Origin of the sequence: Pseudomonas fluorescens, from assembly GCF_000802965.1 — a bacterium.
Taxonomy (GTDB): Bacteria; Pseudomonadota; Gammaproteobacteria; order Pseudomonadales; family Pseudomonadaceae; genus Aquipseudomonas; species Aquipseudomonas fluorescens_A.
This window is the reverse complement of record NZ_JSAK01000038.1, coordinates 1-19,438: the sequence shown is the minus strand read 5'-3', so window position 1 is coordinate 19,438 and position 19,438 is coordinate 1. Positions and strand designations below refer to the sequence as shown.

Annotated in this window: 14 protein-coding genes and 4 pseudogenes; 12 read left to right on the top strand and 6 right to left on the bottom strand. The window is 54.3% G+C overall.

All coding sequences use genetic code 11. From position 1 onward, the window contains the following. Positions 1 to 5: 5 nt before the first annotated feature. The 6 genes and pseudogenes from NL64_RS29905 to NL64_RS31235 all read left to right on the top strand — a co-directional run. Positions 6 to 1,811: a dipeptide/oligopeptide/nickel ABC transporter permease/ATP-binding protein gene (locus tag NL64_RS29905; protein ID WP_080758148.1), complete on the top strand. Its 1,806-nt coding sequence runs from the start codon at positions 6 to 8 to the stop codon at positions 1,809 to 1,811. Next, positions 1,808 to 2,788 carry an ABC transporter ATP-binding protein gene (locus NL64_RS26935; protein WP_034151106.1) on the top strand — a complete coding sequence of 327 codons (981 nt, stop codon included), beginning with the start codon at positions 1,808 to 1,810 and terminating at the stop codon, positions 2,786 to 2,788. The genes NL64_RS29905 and NL64_RS26935 overlap by 4 nt, the downstream gene beginning before the upstream one ends. Further along, complete coding sequence (locus NL64_RS30525; protein ID WP_216594586.1) at positions 2,789 to 3,535, top strand: M81 family metallopeptidase; 747 nt, start codon at positions 2,789 to 2,791, stop codon at positions 3,533 to 3,535. Next, positions 3,429 to 4,289, top strand: coding sequence for an MlrC C-terminal domain-containing protein (locus NL64_RS30520; protein WP_216594585.1), 861 nt, complete (start codon positions 3,429 to 3,431; stop codon positions 4,287 to 4,289). The genes NL64_RS30525 and NL64_RS30520 overlap by 107 nt, the downstream gene beginning before the upstream one ends. A 1-nt stretch (position 4,290) precedes the next feature. Then, entirely contained in the window at positions 4,291 to 5,424 is a 1,134-nt protein-coding gene (locus NL64_RS26925) for an NAD(P)/FAD-dependent oxidoreductase (RefSeq protein WP_034151105.1), read from the top strand. Between the two features lie 253 nt (positions 5,425 to 5,677). Continuing rightward, positions 5,678 to 5,857: pseudogene (locus NL64_RS31235) on the top strand (phage infection protein); the annotation flags it as partial. Positions 5,858 to 6,201: 344 nt separating this feature from the next. Here NL64_RS31235 and NL64_RS26915 read toward each other — a convergent pair. The 3 genes from NL64_RS26915 to NL64_RS26905 all read right to left on the bottom strand — a co-directional run bounded on the left by NL64_RS26915 (position 6,202) and on the right by NL64_RS26905 (position 10,357). Next, the gene (locus NL64_RS26915) at positions 6,202 to 7,092 is read right to left on the bottom strand and encodes a LysR substrate-binding domain-containing protein (protein WP_034151103.1); all 891 of its coding nucleotides are present in this window, start codon (positions 7,090 to 7,092) and stop codon (positions 6,202 to 6,204) included. A gap of 437 nt (positions 7,093 to 7,529) precedes the next feature. After that, entirely contained in the window at positions 7,530 to 8,492 is a 963-nt protein-coding gene (locus tag NL64_RS26910) for a PDR/VanB family oxidoreductase (RefSeq protein ID WP_034151102.1), read from the bottom strand. Positions 8,493 to 8,680: 188 nt separating this feature from the next. Next, positions 8,681 to 10,357 carry a cytochrome b5 domain-containing protein gene (locus NL64_RS26905; protein WP_034151101.1) on the bottom strand — a complete coding sequence of 559 codons (1,677 nt, stop codon included), beginning with the start codon at positions 10,355 to 10,357 and terminating at the stop codon, positions 8,681 to 8,683. A gap of 1,383 nt (positions 10,358 to 11,740) precedes the next feature. On the opposite strand from NL64_RS26905, the gene NL64_RS26900 reads away from it, so the two are divergent. The 4 genes and pseudogenes from NL64_RS26900 (at position 11,741) to NL64_RS26885 (ending at position 15,531) form a co-directional block, all read left to right on the top strand. Continuing rightward, positions 11,741 to 12,622, top strand: coding sequence for a SphA family protein (locus NL64_RS26900; protein WP_034151100.1), 882 nt, complete (start codon positions 11,741 to 11,743; stop codon positions 12,620 to 12,622). A 554-nt stretch (positions 12,623 to 13,176) separates the two neighbouring features. Beyond that, positions 13,177 to 13,932: pseudogene (locus tag NL64_RS26895) on the top strand (DODA-type extradiol aromatic ring-opening family dioxygenase). Continuing rightward, complete coding sequence (locus NL64_RS26890; protein ID WP_034151099.1) at positions 13,925 to 14,599, top strand: alpha/beta hydrolase; 675 nt, start codon at positions 13,925 to 13,927, stop codon at positions 14,597 to 14,599. Before NL64_RS26895 ends, NL64_RS26890 begins: the two are co-directional and overlap by 8 nt. A gap of 461 nt (positions 14,600 to 15,060) precedes the next feature. Next, positions 15,061 to 15,531 carry a hypothetical protein gene (locus tag NL64_RS26885; protein WP_034151098.1) on the top strand — a complete coding sequence of 157 codons (471 nt, stop codon included), beginning with the start codon at positions 15,061 to 15,063 and terminating at the stop codon, positions 15,529 to 15,531. Positions 15,532 to 16,232: 701 nt separating this feature from the next. Here NL64_RS26885 and catA read toward each other — a convergent pair. The 3 genes and pseudogenes from catA to NL64_RS29895 all read right to left on the bottom strand — a co-directional run. After that, positions 16,233 to 17,162 (bottom strand): catechol 1,2-dioxygenase, encoded by a 930-nt coding sequence (gene catA / locus NL64_RS26880; protein ID WP_034151097.1) that lies wholly within the window; start codon positions 17,160 to 17,162, stop codon positions 16,233 to 16,235. Positions 17,163 to 17,203: 41 nt separating this feature from the next. Further along, positions 17,204 to 17,386, bottom strand: a pseudogene (locus tag NL64_RS29900) (muconolactone Delta-isomerase family protein); the annotation flags it as partial. A 7-nt stretch (positions 17,387 to 17,393) separates the two neighbouring features. Next, positions 17,394 to 17,609 (bottom strand): annotated as a pseudogene (locus NL64_RS29895) (muconate cycloisomerase); the annotation flags it as partial. Between the two features lie 948 nt (positions 17,610 to 18,557). Here NL64_RS29895 and NL64_RS30920 point away from each other — a divergent pair. Together NL64_RS30920 and NL64_RS29235 are read left to right on the top strand one after the other, a co-directional pair. Further along, complete coding sequence (locus NL64_RS30920) at positions 18,558 to 18,683, top strand: hypothetical protein (protein ID WP_301281652.1); 126 nt, start codon at positions 18,558 to 18,560, stop codon at positions 18,681 to 18,683. A 153-nt stretch (positions 18,684 to 18,836) separates the two neighbouring features. Further along, a complete protein-coding gene (locus NL64_RS29235; RefSeq protein WP_301281651.1) occupies positions 18,837 to 19,124 on the top strand; it encodes a methyl-accepting chemotaxis protein in 288 nt (95 codons plus the stop codon). The last annotated feature ends 314 nt before the right edge of the window (positions 19,125 to 19,438 follow it).

The following is a 19,438-nucleotide window of genomic DNA, read 5'->3' as shown; positions in this document are numbered from 1 at the left end:
CTCCCTTGCCTCGCAGCAACATCGCGGCGCTGATGCCAACGTTCAGTTCAGCACTCTCCGGTGTAGCGCTGCTGATCCTGATCCTCATTGCTTGCACCGCCTCCTGGCTGGCGCCCTACCCTTATGACTTGCAAAACCTTTCCATTACCGCCCAGGCACCTTCTGCCGCACATTGGTTCGGCAACGACGAATTCGGCCGGGACATGCTTTCGCGGGTCATTTTTGGTGCCCGGACCTCGCTCAGCGTTTCACTGGTCGCCATTAGTCTTTCAGTCACCGTCGGCATACTGATCGGCGCCATTTGCGGCTATGTCGGCGGCCGCCTGGATCGGATCGTAATGTCGATCATCGATCTGACCTGGAGCTTCCGGGAAATTGTCCTCGCGTTGTTGATCGTGGCCATCATCGGCCCCGGCTCGTCCAGTACGGTCCTCGCAATCAGCATCGCCTACCTCGCGCAATTCACGCGTCTGACCCGCACCCAGATCAAAAGCTTGAAACGCCAGACATTCGTGGAGGCAAGCCTGAGCTTGGGCGCAGGACCCACTCATATCATCATGCGGCGATTGCTACCGAACGTGGTAGCCCCGGTGATCGTCGTTGCCATGTTGTCGACCGGCAACGCGATCCTGCTTGAGGCGACGCTTGGCTTTTTTGGCATGGGCGTGCAACCGCCGGTTCCTAGTTGGGGGGCCATGATGAGCACCGGCTCCGCACAATTGTTCAGCGCGCCCTGGGTCATTTTATTGCCAGGTGCACTCATCGCCCTCTCCGTGATTTTCATCAATTTTTTTGGAGAGGGTGTGCTGCATGCCTTGGATATCAAGGCACAAACGAGGAGTCACTTAGCCCATTCTATTGACCAAAAAAAATTAAAGATCGGTTTCGGGCCGTACGAGCCGTTGTCCGGGGTCGACCTGGACCTCGATAAAGGTGAGATCGTCGGGCTCGTCGGTGATTCCGGCTTGGGCAAGTCCATGACAGCGATGAGCATCATGGGTCTGCTGCCGCTGATAGGTGGACGGGTCAAGTCCGGCAGCATCCGCTTCGACAGCATCGAGCTTACGACTCTGGACGAACGTGGTTATCGCGCGTTACGCGGCGGGCGGCTCGCGCTCATCACGCAAAACCCCATGACGTCCCTCGACCCGGTGGTTCGCGTCGGCAGGCAAATCGACCAGGTCTCACAATTGCATTTGCACCTCAATCGGCACGCCGCGAAAGCTCGCTCAGTCGAACTGATGGATCGCATGCGCATTCCCAATCCGGCGCTCGCCTACGACCTGTTTCCACACCAACTGTCTGGCGGAATGCGCCAGCGAATCGTGATCGCCATTGCCCTCGCCGGTTATCCCGATCTACTGATTGCCGATGAACCGACCACTGCGCTGGATGTGACTGTCCAGGCCCAAATCATTCGGCTTCTGGTCCAGCTCGTTCGGGAACGCGGCCTTGGTTTGGTGTTGATCAACCATGATATGGGCGTCGTTGCCCAAACCTGCGACCGCGTCGCCGTGATGTATTGCGGGCAAGTAATCGAATACGGCCCGGTGGCGACCATTTTCGACAACCCGCGACACCCTTACACCAGCGCGTTGATTGGCTGTATCCCGCGACCGGACATGCTCCCTGGAAGTCTGGCGGGAATTCCCGGAATGGTGCCATCGGCCGGCAACATGCCTAAGGGCTGCCGTTTCAACCCGCGGTGCAGCAGGGTAATGGATATTTGCCGCCAGTCGATGCCCCTGCCGATGAGTGAGGCCGGACGCAGCGTCTCTTGCTTCCTGCACAGCACAGGACAATTGGCATGAAACCGATCCTGTCAGTACGCGGCGTCGGACGAACCTTCACGAGCGGCGGTGGGTTTCTCAAAGCGCGTCGCCACTTTCGCGCCGTCAGTGACGTCTCTTTCGACGTTAAACGAGGGGAAGTGTTGGGCGTTGTCGGAGAGTCGGGCTGTGGAAAATCGACCCTGGCCCGTCTCATCATGCGACTATTGAAGCCCACCTCCGGCGAAGTGTTGTTTGTTGGTGCCGATATCGCCAGCCTCTCGGTAAAGGCCTTACGACCCCTTCGCCGACACTTTCAGATGGTGTTCCAGGACCCCTATTCCTCGATCGATCCGCGACAAAAGGTGCGCGATACGCTGCTTGAACCCTATCAAGTGCAGGGCATACCCCTGACATCGGCACAAGCCAGTGCCAAGGTCGATGCGCTCTTGACTATGGTCGCACTGCCGCTTCACCTGGCTGACAGCTATCAACATCAAATGTCCGGCGGACAGAAACAGCGGGTAGGCATCGCCTGGGCACTCGCGCTGGAACCATATCTGATCGTGCTCGACGAATCGACGGCCTCCCTCGACGTGTCGATACAGGCGCAAGTCATTGGCCTGCTGCAGGACTTGCGGGATCGGCTCGACCTCACCTACGTCTTCATCTCCCATGATCTAGCGCTGGTGCAGTATTTCTGCGATCGCACCCTGGTGATGTACCTCGGCCGAGTGGTTGAGGTCCTCCCCCGCGGCGCTACGCCGATCCACCCCTACACCAAGGCGCTGATGGCCAGCGTTCTGGTGCCAGATCCTCACAAGCGACACGAGATTGTGCGGATCACTGGCGAAATGCCGAGTGGCTACGATGAGCCGCTCGGTTGTGCATTTGCCGGGCGCTGCCCACATGTACAACCGCGTTGCCGTGAAAGCCTGCCCATCCTTCGCCCCCAGACTGACCAACATGCCGTGGCGTGCCACGTTCATGAATCGACGGTCCTTGCCCCGGAGTTCTAAATGTCAGCCGAATTCATGCACGAGTCCAACACCTTCAGCACCCACAAAACCGGTCTGCCCGAGTTCCGGCGCGAGACCCTGATGCTGGGCGAAGAAGCGGTGAAGAAACGTGGCAATTCCAATACCGGTCTGGCGGGAGCACTGAGTTGGGCGGCCGAATTTGATTGGGATATGCACCATGTCGTCAGCGCCTGGAGCGAGCCTGCGGGACCGGTAACGGTCGAGGCCTTCGAATACCTGGTGGGTTTGATTGTCGAGGCAGCCAAGGCGCATACCTTCGACGGTATTTTGCTGTGCGTGCATGGCGCCATGGTTGCCGAGCACAGCGACGATGGCGACGGAGAGATTCTGGCGCGATTGCGCGCGGTCGTCGGTCCGGACCTGCCTGTTGCCCTGACCATGGACCTGCACGCCAATGTATCCGAGCGTATGTGTGAGCTGGCGCAGATTCTGGTTTTCTACAAGACCTATCCGCACATTGATCTCAAAGAGACCGCCTGCCACGCCGGCAACCTGCTGCAGCGCGCAATGAAAGGTGAAATCCAGCCGCGTACCTTGCGCATTCATCTGCCCATGCTCGAGGAAGCTAACGGTGGACGGACCGATGTCGGGCCGATGATCGACCGCATAGCCAAGGCTCGTGCCTGGGAAGCTGAACAGCCGGGGGGCGTTCGCCGTCAGCATCAATGGCGCCTTCCCAGAAGCCGATATCGCCGAAGTCGGGCCTACTGTACTGGTCACCTATGAAGGCGACGACCACCTGCATCGTGCCTTTGCCCAAAGCCTGGCAGATGACATCTGGAACCGCCGGGGCGAAGTGATCAATACCTACCATACCGTGGACAATGTCGCGCAAATCGCCCGGACTTACCCCCGTCAAAACGGTCCGTTGATCATCGCTGACTATGCCGACAACCCTGGCGCCGAGTCCTATGGCGATGCCACTGAGTTGTTACGTGCCCTACTCGCTGCCGGCGTCGAGGGTGCCTGCTTCGGGCCGATGGTCGACCCAGAGATCGCCGCCCTTCTGTGCGAACAAGGTGTCGATGCCACGGTGACGGTATCCGTCGGTGGCAAGAGCGATCCGCGCTTCGGCGGCGAACCGCTGACCGTGACCGGGCGTATCCTGCGAGTCAGCAATCGTGTCTTCATCGGCGATGGTCCTATGATTGGTGGCTTGGAACAGAGCTTCGGCCCGAGCGCGGTTTTGCTAGTCGATGACATAGAAATCCTTGTGACCAGCACTGCCTTGCAAATGCTCGATCTCCAGCAATTTCGTGCTTTCGGCATTGACCCGGCGAAAAAGCGAGTGGTTGCGCTGAAGTCGATGCAGCATTTCCGAGCAGCATTTGAACCGATAGCCAGCAGCGTCGTGGTCTGCGACAGCGGTGCGCTTTGCACACTGGATTATGGACGTCTGCCCTTCGGTAAAATACCGCGCCCCATCTACCCCCTGGACCGCAATATGACTCGCGTCACATCACCGCGCCCCGGAGTTTAATATGCCGCACATTTTTAACGTCGCTGTCATCGGTGGCGGCATTGCCGGTGCCTCCTTCGCCTATAGAGTGGCGGGACATCGCTCACTGATCCTGCTTGAGCGCGAAAACCAGGTGGGTTATCACTCCACGGGCCGCTCGGCTGCGGAGTTTTCCAGCCAGTTCCAAAGCCCGTGGGTCAGTACCCTTGCCGAAAGCTCCTATCACTTTCTGATCAATCCGCCTGCCGGGTTCACCGACATCGGTCTGCTGATTCCGCGTGGAAGCCTGGTCATTGCGACGCGCGAACGGGCACATCTGGTAGCGCCTGCCTTCAACCATATACTGTCCACATCACCCGCGTCGCGCCTGCTGCACCCAGACGACGCCTTGGCGATGGTGCCATTCCTAAAGGCTGACTATGTTGAAGCCGCCTTCTACGACCCGATGAATTGGGACATGGAGGTCGACAGCCTGCTGCAAGGCTACCTTCGGTTGGCTCTCCGTGCCGGAGCGCAAGTGCAGCTCGCAAGCCCGGTCACCTCGATTCATCGTGAAGGCGGTATCTATCACCTGCGAACCCCGGTGGGTGAAGTACTTTACCGAAAAATCGTCAATGCTGTGGGCGCTTGGGCAGATGATTTCGCCGCGAAGGCCGGTCTCGACCGGTTGCGTATCGTGCCCTACCGTCGAACGGCGATCACCGTCGACGGCCCTAAAGACATAGACCTTTCCACCCTGCCCGCCGTCAACGAAGTCGGCGAGGCGTTTTACTTCAAGCCCGCATCCGGACGGATTATGGTCTCACCCGCCGACGCGACCCCGAGCGGGGCTTGCGACGCACAGCCTGAAGAACTGGACATCGCCTATGCGGCAAACTTTCTCTCGGAATCGACGACACTGCCCATCAACCAAATCACCCACAAATGGGCAGGACTGCGCAGCTTCGCTCCAGACAAACGGCAGGTCGTAGGTTTCAGTCCGCAGGACGAAAATTTCTTCTGGCTCGCAGGGCAAGGCGGCAGCGGCATCCTGACCTCCCCAGCGCTCTCTGCGTGGGCAGCCGGTTTGTTTTTGGAGGGTGCCCCGCCGGAAGAGCTCTGCAAAGCTGGGCTCCAGCCCGATGTCTTTTCTCCCGGTCGGTTGTCGGGCGGTTAAGCCGTTGGGACGGACTTGGCGCACGGTGAGGGGATCCTGTGTTGAAAGACCGTCCAAACAGTGGTTATGTGCGGGTTCCCTGCCCACGATTGGCACCGAATTTTCCACCAGGGACCGTGCTGGGCCAGTTTCCTTAGTGCCCGTTGAGCACGTTCCCCATTACACGCCGCCACTAGATAGCTTGCTCGCAAACCTCTTTGCCATTTAGCGGACGATTACGAGTTGGTTCTTTTGCGGACACCAGTTCAATTCACTGGTTGAAAATCGTATCGCTGAAGGTGGCGCCGACCGTGTGCGTGAGCGTCGCCTTGCAGAAGGTAGCTCTAATCGTCTGATTCATAATCGCGTCGCTGAGGATGGTTCGGATCGCCTGATGGAACGCCGTGTCGTTGATAGCGGTTCGAACCACCTGCTCGAATACCACGTAGTCTAAATAATCGGCGGTACGTCTGAACGCGCTTCCTGACTTAGATGACGGCGAATACCACAGGCAGTAATCGGCCAGAAGCAACTGCTTGGCAACTTCGCCGAATAGCAGTCATATCACTGATTTTCCTACGTTAACTGCAATGCTCGCTTCAATTCAGGCGCATCGGATTTAACCATAACGGCCGAGTGCTTTTCGGTGATGCGTTAATGGAACTTCACCTACCTGCCGCCCTGCCCCAAAACTCGCCAGCAAATCCGGAAGTGGCACCTCCGCCGCGGCCTCTAACACTGCCGGCACGGAAATATTGAATTCGGCACCGTACTGTTGCGTACCGTAATTCCTGACATTCAACTGTTGCTCGTATCCTGGCGGAGATTTTTTATCACATCCAGAAAGGCTTTTAAAATCGGCGACTCGTCATCACGTCGATACATGCAACTCAGGTCGACGATCGCTTGCTTATCATTTACGGGCAGATAGACTACGTCCGGAAGCTGCAGGCTGGTCGCTGCCTCAGGCACTATACATAGTCCGAAGCCGCTAGCTACCAAGGCAATAGCCGTCACCAAATCGTTGACCTCTTGCGATACTCTTGGTGTAAAACCGGCGCTGCGACATAGATCTGTTAGAAAATCGATATAGTTTCGCGCGCTAGTCGGATAAAGCACCAACGGGCGATCGGCCATTTCGCGTAACCAAATGTTTTTTTTACCTGCAAGTGGATCTTGTTTGTTAACCGCAACCAAGAGCGGTTCGGTTTTGACCAGTTCGCTTTTGATATCCGTCATTGGGTCCAACATGCGATGGAAACCTATCGTTAGCCTACGTTGCCGCAAGGCCTCGATCTGTTCGCCTCTAGTCAACGTATGGATCACAATGTTGATGCCGGGGTTGGCGTTGCGGAAATTTAGCAGCAGACTGGGGACCGTATGGATCCCAGAACCGAAAATCCCGACATCGATTCGACCGATTTTACCCTGTCCCGCACTATGGATTCGCTCGGTTGTTTGTGCAACTAGCGAAAGTATATTCAACGCTTCCTGCAACAGTAACTCACCGGCCTGTGTTAGTTCTACACCCTTGGTTTTTCTAATGAACAACTGAGCGCCCACTTCTTCCTCAAGTTGCATGATTTGGCGCGTCAACGGAGGTTGAGAAATATTGAGACGGATAGCTGCCCGCCCAATACTTTGCTCTTGCGCAACAGCGACGAAGTATTTAAGGCGGCGAAGGTCCATGAGGACGATATTCTCGATCAGGGGTTGATCAGGTGAAACAAAAGCTGTAGGTCACTTCCAGCGATTGTAACACAAATTGTTGCAGGGGTACCAGCAGGTGCCCCTACAACACCTGTTAGAAGAGCGTCAAACGCGAGCGTGCCTTGTCGTCCCTGACCAGAGATCCGAACGCTTACGGGTGATTCTTTCGGTGTGCATGCTCGGTAGAACCCGAGCGCCCGCTACCATTAGAGCGCATGAAACGTATCTTCTCCCTGCTAGGTTTAAGAAACTTCTGCGGCTCCAACAATAGAATTTTCCAAAACCCGTAAACAGAATGAGTACTAATGACGATATCTGATGCTCGCTTCTCAATAAAACATACCCTGGCGATTAGGCCTCGCCATTCGATATGCGACCGCGTAGCCAACTTATGCTGCCTCAATAAATCGTTAAATTCACAGATCGAGAACCAAGACAGGGGTCTTCGAGCGAGAGCAGCATGGTGTGAACTGATCGTTCTTCTCTTTCTCTTCTTCGTTGAAATAGAGATCGCGGTGGTCCGGTACACCTTCGAGCACACGGGTGACGCACGTTCCACAGATGCCCTCCTCGCAAGATACCGATATCTCGACACCGTTCTCCAAGAGACTGGCGACAATCGATTTGTCTGCAGGTATGTCGAAGAGCTGACCAGTGCTGAAAATCTTGACCTGGAAGTTGGTATTTTCAAGGCTATTTGCTGACTGACCAGCAAAGTATTCAAGGTGGATCTGCCCGTCGGGCCAGCCGAGGTGCTTGGCTGAATCGATTACAAAGTCCATGAAACCCTTTGGACCGCAGACGTAAAGATGCGTGTCGGAATTCGGCGCGGAAAGAACTGCCTGAATGTCAAATTTTTGCGCCGGCTCGCCATCATCAAAATGGAAATGAACTCGGTCAGAAAAAGCTGAGGACCGGATCCGTTGTGCGAACGCAGTTGCAGAGAGGGAGCGGGTGCAGTAATGCATTTCGAAGTCTGCTCTACTGCTTTTAAGGTGGTCAGCCATACACAATATAGGGGTGACTCCAATTCCACCCGCGATCAGGATTGAGTGTTTTGCCGGGGTAAGCGGAAAGTGCTGGCGTGGCTCGCTAATACGAATGATCTGATTCTCTTTAATATCGCCGTGCACACTCGCTGATCCACCGCGTGTGGCAGGATCCAGCAACACGGCAATTTGATAGCGATGTTGCTGGGAACTATCGTTACATAACGAATATTGCCTAATCATTCCATTAGGTAATTCAACGTCAATGTGTGAGCCCGCACTGAAACTTTTAAGTGGATCTCCGGAAGCTAAAACCAGCTCGAGGCTTACTATATTATCTGCCTCCATGGATCGGCTTGCCACCCTGACCTCTATCCAATTATGGCCCATATAATTTTCTCCAGAACAGTATTTATTTATATGATCGCATTAATAAACATAGACTATATTAGGTGTGCTACACATACAGGGTCATGCTTGATGACTCGCGCAAACCGTGCAGAATCATACAAAATGGTTTGCGCAAATCATGTCAGACGAGAGAATGCCGTTAGCTTAATATGCCGATATTCCGGCGATCAATCATTTGCTACAAGCTCACCAACGCAAAAATGCACCATGTGTTTCTCGGCGAGAGGGCTGTGATATTCGCCAAATTCGGCCGTTGCATCTTTACCAGCGAACATCCTAGCCACATATGGCCCACCCGGGTGACGATCCTTCCATTCAGTGAAGTCGTACACTTTGTTGCGTATGATAATCCAGCAGTCATCGTAGGTGTTGTGAAGAGCTACCTCCGCTCTCGTAACTGTTCGATCTCCCATGAGAGGCACTGGTGGCATCCACAGGTTGAGTGCCACTTCTCTTCTTGCCGCCTTAGTTAACTCATGCGGTCGAAAGTCCCAAGGTCCAAGTCTCTTAGCGGGCAATTTATCGCCTACGTTTCGAGCATCGTACGCGTAGATCCAATTCATATCGGAACCTGCACGATCTTCATGGTCGAACGCTGGGTAGTCCCGCTCGTTCGCCGCCTTCAAGATTGCCCTGCGCTGCGGCGAATCCTCAGGCTCGAGGTGTTTGAATGCGAACTTGGAGGAGAATTGGAATCGGGAGGCACGATAGTGGCGTACGCGTTCGTAATGCAGAAGTGCCTTCTGCACGTCGGCACCGTGCAACTTGAAGCAACTGCTAAGTGCGGCTCCATCCTCGAACGCCTGATTGACGCCCTGGCCAAATGTTGGCAGCATTGGATGAGCTGCATCGCCCAACAAACCTATACGGCCTTCGTGCCAATGCTCGAACGCATCACGGTCATATAACCCCCATTTGCTGGGGTTCTCCATGGCACCTGCCAGCGCGGTTACATCATCCCTACGTGGATCACCAATGAAGGCCTTGTTCATCTTCTCCTGAAACTCAGCAGGATCAGCGGAAAACCAGTCACCCTCGTCTCCCTCAAACTCCGCCGCGTTGGGCTCGTAGTACGCCAACCACACGTTGAGCAACTCGCCACCTCGTACCCAATAGTTCATCGCCCAAGCGGTAAGGTGTTTGCGCGAATCCATACTAAAGGAGTCGATAGGATTGTGGTCTAGTGGACTCCCGTCGGCTTTCCTGAGTGCTGCGACCTTGTCGCGAGGAATCAGACCTCTGTAACACGTCACTTCAGTCCAGCGCCGCGCAGGTGTTTCGGGCCATACCAGCCGCAGGACTTTCGAATTGATACCATCTGCGCCCAGTAGTAAGTCTCCTTGGGCACTACTTCCATCTTCGAACGTCGCGGTAACAACGTCATTATGCTGCTCCAGCGAATTCAGACGTTTTCCCATATGTACCTGTATAGGGCAGTCCACCCCCGAATCTGGCCCTACCTCCCTGACTCGTTTGTGCAGACACATCAACAGGTCAAGGCGGTGCATATGATGGAACCCGGCTCCATCATTTGCGGAAGTGTTGTGATCGATGGGATTAGTCGAGACGACTCCATCTGGACCAATGTTTCTAGTGGTTTCCAAGATCGCGGCGCGCCCGCCATCAATGGCACCAGATGGACCTTTCGGGTCACCGCCATCAAGATCAATACCGAGCCATTTGCAGAGTCGAGCGCCATTCGGCGCGACGTTCAGTCCAGCTCCCGCGGTGGCCGGAGTTCTGGTCTGTTCGTAGACATGGATCGATTTGAACACTCCCGACTCGCGCAAGGCTAATGCGGTAAACAACCCTCCCATTCCTGCGCCAATAATGATAACTCGCATATCTCACTCCAATATTATGGATACATCTCTTCCCCGTTCTTATTTCGTTTGCTGGGGACATCACGACATTAGTTTCTGCCTACGCATACCGTCCAATACCTTATTTATGAACTTGTTTACTATTTAGGTATGTCTTATCCTTTGCTCATCAGCGACATCGATAACAAACGTCAAACACCTCGTGTCCCTATCGGGAGCACAGGATGCCGGCCTGCGCGTCTATGGATCCCGCTCAATTAAAAATCTGAGTAATAAACAGCTAGCGTTGGTATTTAGCGTTGAACAGGGCAAAGCTCACGCTTTCAGAGTTAAAAAAAGAGAGTCGATCGCGAGAGGGGAATCGCAACTGGGTAAAGGCTGACCAGGAACGCAAGCTGAAGATCTAAGGCACGAAAGCTGTGGTAGTTCTCCACGTGCCGCGCCCTACTTGTATGCCAGTGCGTGGGCCAGCCGGTACAACCGCCTACTGTTAACTGGCTTGCATGCTGTGGCGGTGCGGATAATCGCCGCACTAGTACTGCTACAGGCAAGGGCTGCGCAGCCATAAGTGCGGTAATCACCGACGTGCGCTCGGCATGACGGTAGCAGTGGCGGGTCGAGTAACTGAAGGCACGCCCGCAACATCGACGCCTTCACCTCGATATGCAACTGTTCGCTAAGCTCTTAACCCATGCGGGGCGGGGCGTGCGTCTGTGCAGCATGGAAAAATTCCCTGTTAATCGGCTGGGTCGTTTTCAATCCCCCTGGCGTGGCAAGTACCCCTTCAGCGGCTTGCCGTCGCGCCGGTGCCAATGCGATCCGAGTGCATATGGCAGGCAAGCATCGTGCAGGGCGAATGTGTCTTTAATACCCCCGGTGCCATAGTCGGGTTGGGTAGCGGCTGTCTGTTCATCCTCCTCGAAGCCTGATGCTGAGCTTCTCGCTTCGGGGGGGGGGAGCGCTTGCTCCGTGCCAGACGGTCTACCTCAAGGCGGGAGTCACGTTCATATAACATGACGCTGAATTAGCTTCCCGACTCAAAAATTCAATCGGTGCGGTAGATTAAGTTCAGTCAGTGCGGACAGTATAAGGCATACCTAAATAGTAAACAAATTAACAAACAAAGTATTGGACGGTATGCATATGCGGAAACTAATGTTGTGGCACCCACGCTAGCAAATAAAGTGCGTACGGGGATTAATATATACGAAAATTGGAGCGTTATATACGAGCCGCCATTATTCTCTAAGGGATAAGCGGATGTTTGTTTTACGTAATGTCCGCTCTAGATACCCCCGCGACAATTCCCAAATTTGCATCACGTTCGCCATGAAGCTGGCAGTAATTCACGCCGGAAGCGAAATCGTTTAATAAACATAAAATAAAAACAATAAGGCTAATTCGATGAAAATCCCGAGCTTTCGTTTGGCAATTGGATTTGCTGCTTGCATGGCAGGAAATCTGGCAGTAGCGACCGAAAATGGCACCGATACCTTTGGCCTCGGTGCTGAGGGTTTCAAGACAGGTAATCTACCTCCTCCGGGCGTTTACTTGCTGGCATATTATGAGAATTATCACGCCTCTCGCTTTAATGACAAACACGGAAAATCCCTGATTCCTGGTTTTGGCGTGAATGTAGATGCGATAGTGCCGCGTATTGTCTGGATGACTGAAACGACCATCATGGGAGGGCTACTAGGCTTCAGTGCAGTCCAACCGATGTTGGACCTACGTGTCAGCCAAGTCGGAATGACCGATCAACGCCACGCGATGGCAGACTTCATCCCGGCAGTATTCCTCTCTTGGCACAACGGAAATCACCATTGGGCTACAGTCATGGAGGCGGTAGTTCCAACTGGCGATTACGACAAAAACCAGATGGCGAATGCCGGCAAAAATTACTACACCTTGCGGCCGCTCATTCTATATAGCTACATCCAGCCCAACGGCTGGGAATTTTCCACAAAAGCGTCCTACAACTTAAATTCAACCAACCACGCCACTGACTACCACTCTGGTCAGTATTTCGCCGCGGATTATGCAGCGGGCTATGAGATCATCCCACACTTGACAATTGGTCTTGAGGGGCATGCCTTTAAACAGTTAACTTCCGATCGAGTAGACGGCTCCGATTTAGGATTTCGAGGGCAGGAAGTTGCATATGGACCAGGAGTGCATTACCAAGGGCAAGGCTGGTCTTTGGAAGCGAAATATCTCAAAGAAGCCTTAGTAGAAAACAGGCCAGAAGGGACGTCGACTTGGGTCAAATTTGTTTGGGCATTCTAGTCCAATCAAGCTTCGCAGGCCTGCTCTCCAGATGGATGAAACCGGTTCAACGGCTACTTATGGTTGGGTCTATATGAGTTTCAGGTGTGTATAGAACGTAACAGCAGGCTTGCGACGGAGCAATGTATTAATGAGAGCAGGACTTGTCTGTAAATATCGTTTAAATATTAAAGTAGTTTTAAAGTGCGAACAGCCATGTTGACGCAACACCAAAAAATCTCGGCTGATCGACAAACTACCCAAGCATAAGACCACGCAGGCCTCACGCGTTTGATGTTACTTTTCAAACAAAAAACCTGCCAGGGTCCGAAGTCCTAGAACAGGACACAACGGCAGACATAAAAATTATCAAGTGGGCAGTATCGTAGAAAAACTACATCGTTTCACAAGTTCCTCCCGCGTGCAAATATCGGTAGTTCATTGTTTGAGTATTATCAATGAAGTCTGTTGTACCTGCGAGGCAGGCAATTCCCCTAGTCGGCATCCGGATGACCATGAATAGCGCAACAATCAGCAATAACGAAAGTAAAGTAATTACTTTGGAGCTTTTCACCATGAAAACTTCGTTTCCCTGTTGTTAGGGTCGCAGGGTGCTCCAATGTTTGCCATCAAACGCGGGGCTGGCTGGTCAGCGGCTGGCTGAGCTCGGTCGCGAAATGACGCGACCTGATGCGATCGTCATTGTCTCCCTTTGTTTGTTGACGCGTGGCGAAATCAACGTCACGGGGAGCGGCGCCCTTGAAATCATCCATTATTTTGGAGGGTTTCCAGACGCGCTGTACCAATTGAACTACGCACCACCTGGTGCGCCGGGTCTGGCCGCCCACATCGTGGATCTGCTACCCAGCGGGATGGAAGTCCAGGCTCGACCTCCATCGAGAACTGGACCATGGTGCCTGGGCACCTCTGTTGCCTCTGGCCCCCGATGCGGACATTCCCTTGGTTCAGGTATCGATGCCTGCCAGCCTCGACACGTACTAGGCCTGGACATTGGGCAAAGCCCGAGGGGGCCGATTACGTGAAAGAGTTTGCTGCCTGGACAGCCCATACCCATGCAGGCATGCAACACTGATTTTCTACTGGACTATATGCAGCACGCTCCTTCAGCCGAACGTGCCCACCTGACGGAGGAGCATTTTTTTCCGTTGCTCATTGTCCTCAGTGCGGCCGACGAACGCTATGAGGCGCGTGTCCTGGAGGGCGGAGTGAGCTGCGGGGTGCTGGCGATGGGCAGCTACCTGTTTACCTCGAACGACAATGCCGGATTTCAATCCACTCAAATCAATCAAGGCAATACAGACCATGCATGATACGACTTTTTTTTCTGAAGCGGCCCGCGCGCCGCAAACAGGCCTGTTTTTCCGCAGAGGATGCAGTACGTCGGCGCCCAAGGGCCGCCTGCTTCTGCTGCACGGCGTCGGTACAAATGAAACGAATCTCGCATCATTGGCCGCATTGCTACCCGAGGAACTGGAAGTGATTCTACTTCGCGGTCCGCTGCAAGTTGGCCCACAAGCCTACGCTTGGTATCAGGTGAACTTCACCAGCGCCGGTCCTTCGTTCAATCAAGAGCAGGCAGAGTCCAGCCGGCAAATGCTGCAGCGCTTCATCGAAGCATTGCCCAATCTTCCGACCGTGATCGCTGGCTTCAGCCAGGGCGGCATCATGAGCGCGAGCCTTGGGGTCACCGAGCCAGAGCTGGTTGCCGGTTTCGCAATATTGAGCGGCCGAATGTTGCGGGAGATTGCCCCGCGAGTCGCTTCAGCCGATCGTCTCAAGTCGGTCCAAGCCTTCATCGCTCACGGACACCAAGACGGCGTCCTGCCTGTGGATTGGGCGAAAGAAGCAGACGCTTGGCTGGATCGAATCGGCGTAGTTCACGAAACCCATTTCTACAAGATGTCCCACGAAATTGTAGGTGAAGAACTGATCGACTTCTCTAAATGGCTGACCCAAACGCTGTCGCTCACCGAGTAACAAAAGGACCTTTACCATGATTGACTCTCGTACTGCTCCAAACGCAGCATTCATTCAGTAATGACTGGAGCGTCACCGATGTTAACGGTGGATAGGAATATCCTGTCTAGCTGACTGTGACCGCGCTGGTTGTAGCACTGCTAGGTGAGGGTGACTTGGCAGCGAAGGTTTCCAACCAGGCATAGCCAACTGAAGGATCGAAAAACCGCCGACGGTTTAGCATTTTCTCGGAGGCCGGAAATCTGCACTCAGGGAAACCGGACTCAATCGCGTACCTATGAAAAGGAAAAAAGGTATGTCCACCCGCTATCCCCAAAGTGGGGTGTTTATGCGCTTGATCGGTACAGAGCGGCGCTGGTACCCCACCATGATTGAAGGCTTTGGCAGTACCAGGACACAGGTTTCAAGTTGCAGAAGAACCAGGTAATCGACAGTGCCCTATCGAATATTTAGGAGAAAACATGGAAGCAACCAATGAAGTTTATCAGATCCTGCGAGAAGCTCAGGCTCTGGCCAGACGCTATTACCACATCACTGGCAAGCCTATGGGTGTCACTGGCGAGATTGCACAATACGAAGCGGCACGGATTCTTAATCTCGAATTGGAGCTTGCCCCGCAAGTCGGTTACGACGCGACGGAGATCCAGGACGGATTGAAACTCAAAGTCCAGATCAAGGGTCGATGTTTGCCCAATGCTCGACTCCACGGGGGCCGGCTCGGTGCGATCGACTTAAAGCAACCCTTCGATACAGTTCTTCTAGTGCTGCTCGATGCCGATTACAACGCGTTCCAGATTTATGAAGCACCTAGGTCTGCGGTTGAGGCCCTTCAGACTTGGCCTGGATCAAAATCCAGGCATGAAGGAAGATCAGTCGGTATCAGCCAATTCAAAGCAATCAGCTCGTTGCGATGGGTGCGGACGGGGTCATAGGAAATAAATTGGGCAATTTCAACATTTCTCGCGTAGAGACGGATGCCCTGTAAGGGGTCGACTCCGAGGTGTTTAGATAAGCACATCGTGAGGAGTTTGTACGAGGACCGAGCACTTTTCATTATCTTGAACTCGCGAATCGCAGGTTGTTCGTTGCGTCACACGTTCGTGATTTCGAGTAGACGCTGGCGGAGCACGGCAAGGTGAAGTCGGCAAAAAATGTGCGGAGACAAAGATCACGTCCGACACGGTGGCAGTGACCTGTACATGCAGTCCGGCCTCCGCCTCATGCAATTCCCCAGCACCAGGTCAGTAACAGGCCCGTACTCCGTCTGGTACCTACTACGACACAGCACGCCACGCTTCAAAACAACATGGCACCGCTGGACGCTGTTGATGTGCAGCCTGAAGATGAGAAGTTACAGCCTGACGAACTGGCCTTTTTATTCAGGATCGCTCCGCGCAAGGTGTTCGTGGCTTCACACGCGGCGAACAGATTCTGTTGATAGAAAAAACAGCTGCCACAGGCAATCACTAACGGGACAACTTAGCCGATCACCTGTCTTGACCGCCGTCACCTGCAAACCAACTCTAGGCAATGCCCAAAAATTCATGGCCAAAAATATCGTCATGTTCCCCGACGAGGGACCAAATAAAAACAGACGCCGAAGCGCCTGAGAGTAATTATTCCAATCCGTCCATCAATTCTCTAAGGCACGCACGCGTTCCATGCGTTTCTGCTCCTCAGCAGAGCCGGAGGACTGGATGGCGAAGTCAAATTCGATTTCAGCGAAACGGCCTTCTATGCCGTAGGCGCGGGCAGCGGCCTTGTCATCGAAGAAACGGATTTCGGCTATGAGTTCGTTCCGCGTGGCGTAGGCAAAATCGTCATGCAGGTATTCTTCGCCCGACAGGTTGATCTGGGTTGTCAGGTGACGATACCCAGGGGCCGATATGAAGAAGTGGATATGCGCTGGACGCTGACCGTGGCGGCCCAACTGATCGAGCAGTTTCTGGGTCGGGCCATCTGGAGGACAGCCGTAGCCGGACGGCACAATGCTGCGGAAGCGGTAGTTGCCCTGGGCATCGGTCTCGATGCGACGACGCAGGTTAAACTCGGTTTGCGCAGGGTCGAAGTACGAATAAGTACCACTGGTGTTCGCGTGCCAGACATCGACGATGGCATTGGCCACCGGATTGCCGTCCAGATCCTTGACCTGACCTTTCATGAACAGCACGATGCCGTCGGATGAGCCATCGTCCAGACGCGCTTCGTTTTTGCTCAGCGGTGCGCCGGCAACATACAGCGGGCCTTCGATGGTGCGCGGCGTGCCGCCGGTCTTGCCGGATTCTTCGTCTTTGGCGTCCATCAACAAGTCGAGGTAGTGCTCCAGACCGAGACCAGCTACCAGCAAGCCGGCTTCCTGACGCGAACCTAGTTCATTCAGATAGTTGACCGCTTTCCAGAACTCTTCCGGGGAAACGTTCAGGTCTTCCATGATCTTTACCGTGTCTTGTAGGATGCGGCGGACCAACGTCTTGGCTCGCGGGTTGCCGGCATCATTGAGCTGGCCACTGGCTTCTTTGAAAAACTGCTGGACGCTTTGGGTCTGGGAGATTTTGACAGTCATTATTAATTTCCTCATCGTTATACTTATTAATGGGCACGCAGTTACAGGTGCCGGTCAGGGTCGTCTTCGCGAACTGATGATGGGTGACGGCACATGGCGATGATTTCGATGACCATGTACTGTTACAACGTAACCTGCATCAGCAGATCGTGGAGCTCCTGAACGCTGTCGACATTGAACACGCTGTAGTTTGCGTACAGCCAGGCGATACGCCAGAGATGCCGTCACTTGATTAGTTTTGATGCTTTCCGGGTTCTCGATACCGTAGCTCAACCCACCGATGGTAGTGGACTCGCCAATGCCTTCGACACTGTCGGAACAGCGCACGCGAATCATCACAAGGGTCTGGATCTGCATGCTGTGCATCGCCAATTTGTGCGGGAGGATGGTCGGCAGGTCAACGATGTTCGTCTCGAGCGACGCAATCACTGTAGAAGTCGTTTCCATACCCATTAGGTTCTTTGTTGTCATGGCTTGATGTTGATCCGACCTTTTCCTTGTTTCAAATACAAAATTGGTTCGTATCGATACCAAAAAGGTATGCGATGCTGATCCTTGGCCGAGCAGCCGGGAAGCCCGTCAACTGTGATACTTCCAGGTGTTCCACCGAGCCTCTGAACTTCACCCGTGCCGTAGTGCGTTCCACATTGCTCAGTCGCCCTTGATCGGACTGGTTCAACAGCTCGAAGACGAACTTGGGGTCGTACAGCTCCTACGTTCAGCCGTTGCGCCTGATCTTTGTCGGCGCTATTCCTAGCGACACTCCCCTACCCCAACGGGGCATGGTTTGCGACAGTACCCGACTCAACGGGTTGGTGAGTGAACCAACGTAATGCAGACAGTGATCGGTCTGTTGGCCGCTGGAGTCGGCGTGACCATGGCGCCTGAGTCGGTGCAATTGCTGACTCGGGTAGACATTGGCTAAACCACGTTACTGGAGCCAAACGCCAACTCGCCGATCATTCTCAACCATCGAACCGGCGGCGTCGCACCGGGCATTACTCACAGCATTAGCTTGATCGACCAATTGCTTGACCGGTAAAGAGTGCGAATGTCGCCGGCAATTTGCCATCTCTGAACTTGAGTTTTTCGAGGGTGGCAGTCGCCGCGGACACGGACGTACGACCGTTGATGTCCCGCCACATCAGCGTTTCGGTTTGCCTTCGCGGGGAACATACACGTCGATTAAAATCAATAAGAAGATCTAAAAATGATCAGCCAGCGTGCCCTCCTGTCGCTCATCAATCCCTCACGCAGCATCGCCTCATGATCCGCGCTATTGGAGTCGCCGCCGCAACGCGGGTCATGGCCCGTGTTGAACTTCCCACCTCCAGAATCGACAGCCTGGGCCGACCTCTCTGTTCAAACATGGCCCCCCTCAGCCAGAGAATGCGCATGCGCACGGTCATGGGGCGCATCCAGACCACCGGCGAAATTCTACGCAACCGTACCGCAAAATCATCGTCCATGGTCGAGACCCAGGCCAGTCAGCTTGATCGGCAATTGCAAGAAGCCGAGTAGTCCGCCACCGCGATTCATCAGATGAGTGCGACGATTCAGGAGCTGTCGCGTAACCTTCTGCATGCCGCGCAAGCGACCCAGGCGGTGGATCAGCTGGCGCACAATAGCGACCAAATCGCGTTAAAAAGCTAGGATTCCACCTAGGCGTTGTTCGTGCCCGTAGGAGACATCAACCGCGCCGTCAGGCAACTGGCCGAGTCCATCGCATCTATCAGCGGCACTACCGACGCGATCCCCAGCATCGTCGAGCAAACCAACCTGCTGGCCATCAATGCTGCTATCGAGGCCGCCCGTGCCGGCGGGTCCGGACGCGGCTTTGCAGTGGTGGTCGATGTGGTACGCCCCCTCGCCTCACGCACCCGCCAATCTACCGAACAGATCCAGCGCTCGGTCGAGCAACTGCGCGAAGGCAGCGCCCTGGCCACCGCACAGCGCGGCTAATCCGCAGCCCGCCAATCCAGCGCCGACGTGATCCCAAGTACCACAAACCATTCGGCATATTTGTGAAAAAGTAGGGCAAACCACCGGACTGGCCGAACAAAGCAGCGAACAGGCCAAGCGCAGTACTAAACCCGGTTATGAGCTGCATCAATTGGCGAACGCGCAACTAGAACTGGCGCACAGGTTTCGGGATGGTCGAGATCCTCAGCGCCTGACATAAAGTCCTTCGCGAACAAGTTCGCTCACACCGGATCCTCGCCTACCATGAACTAGGTGCCTGCTAAACATCCATCGTGGGAGATTCTATGTTTGGG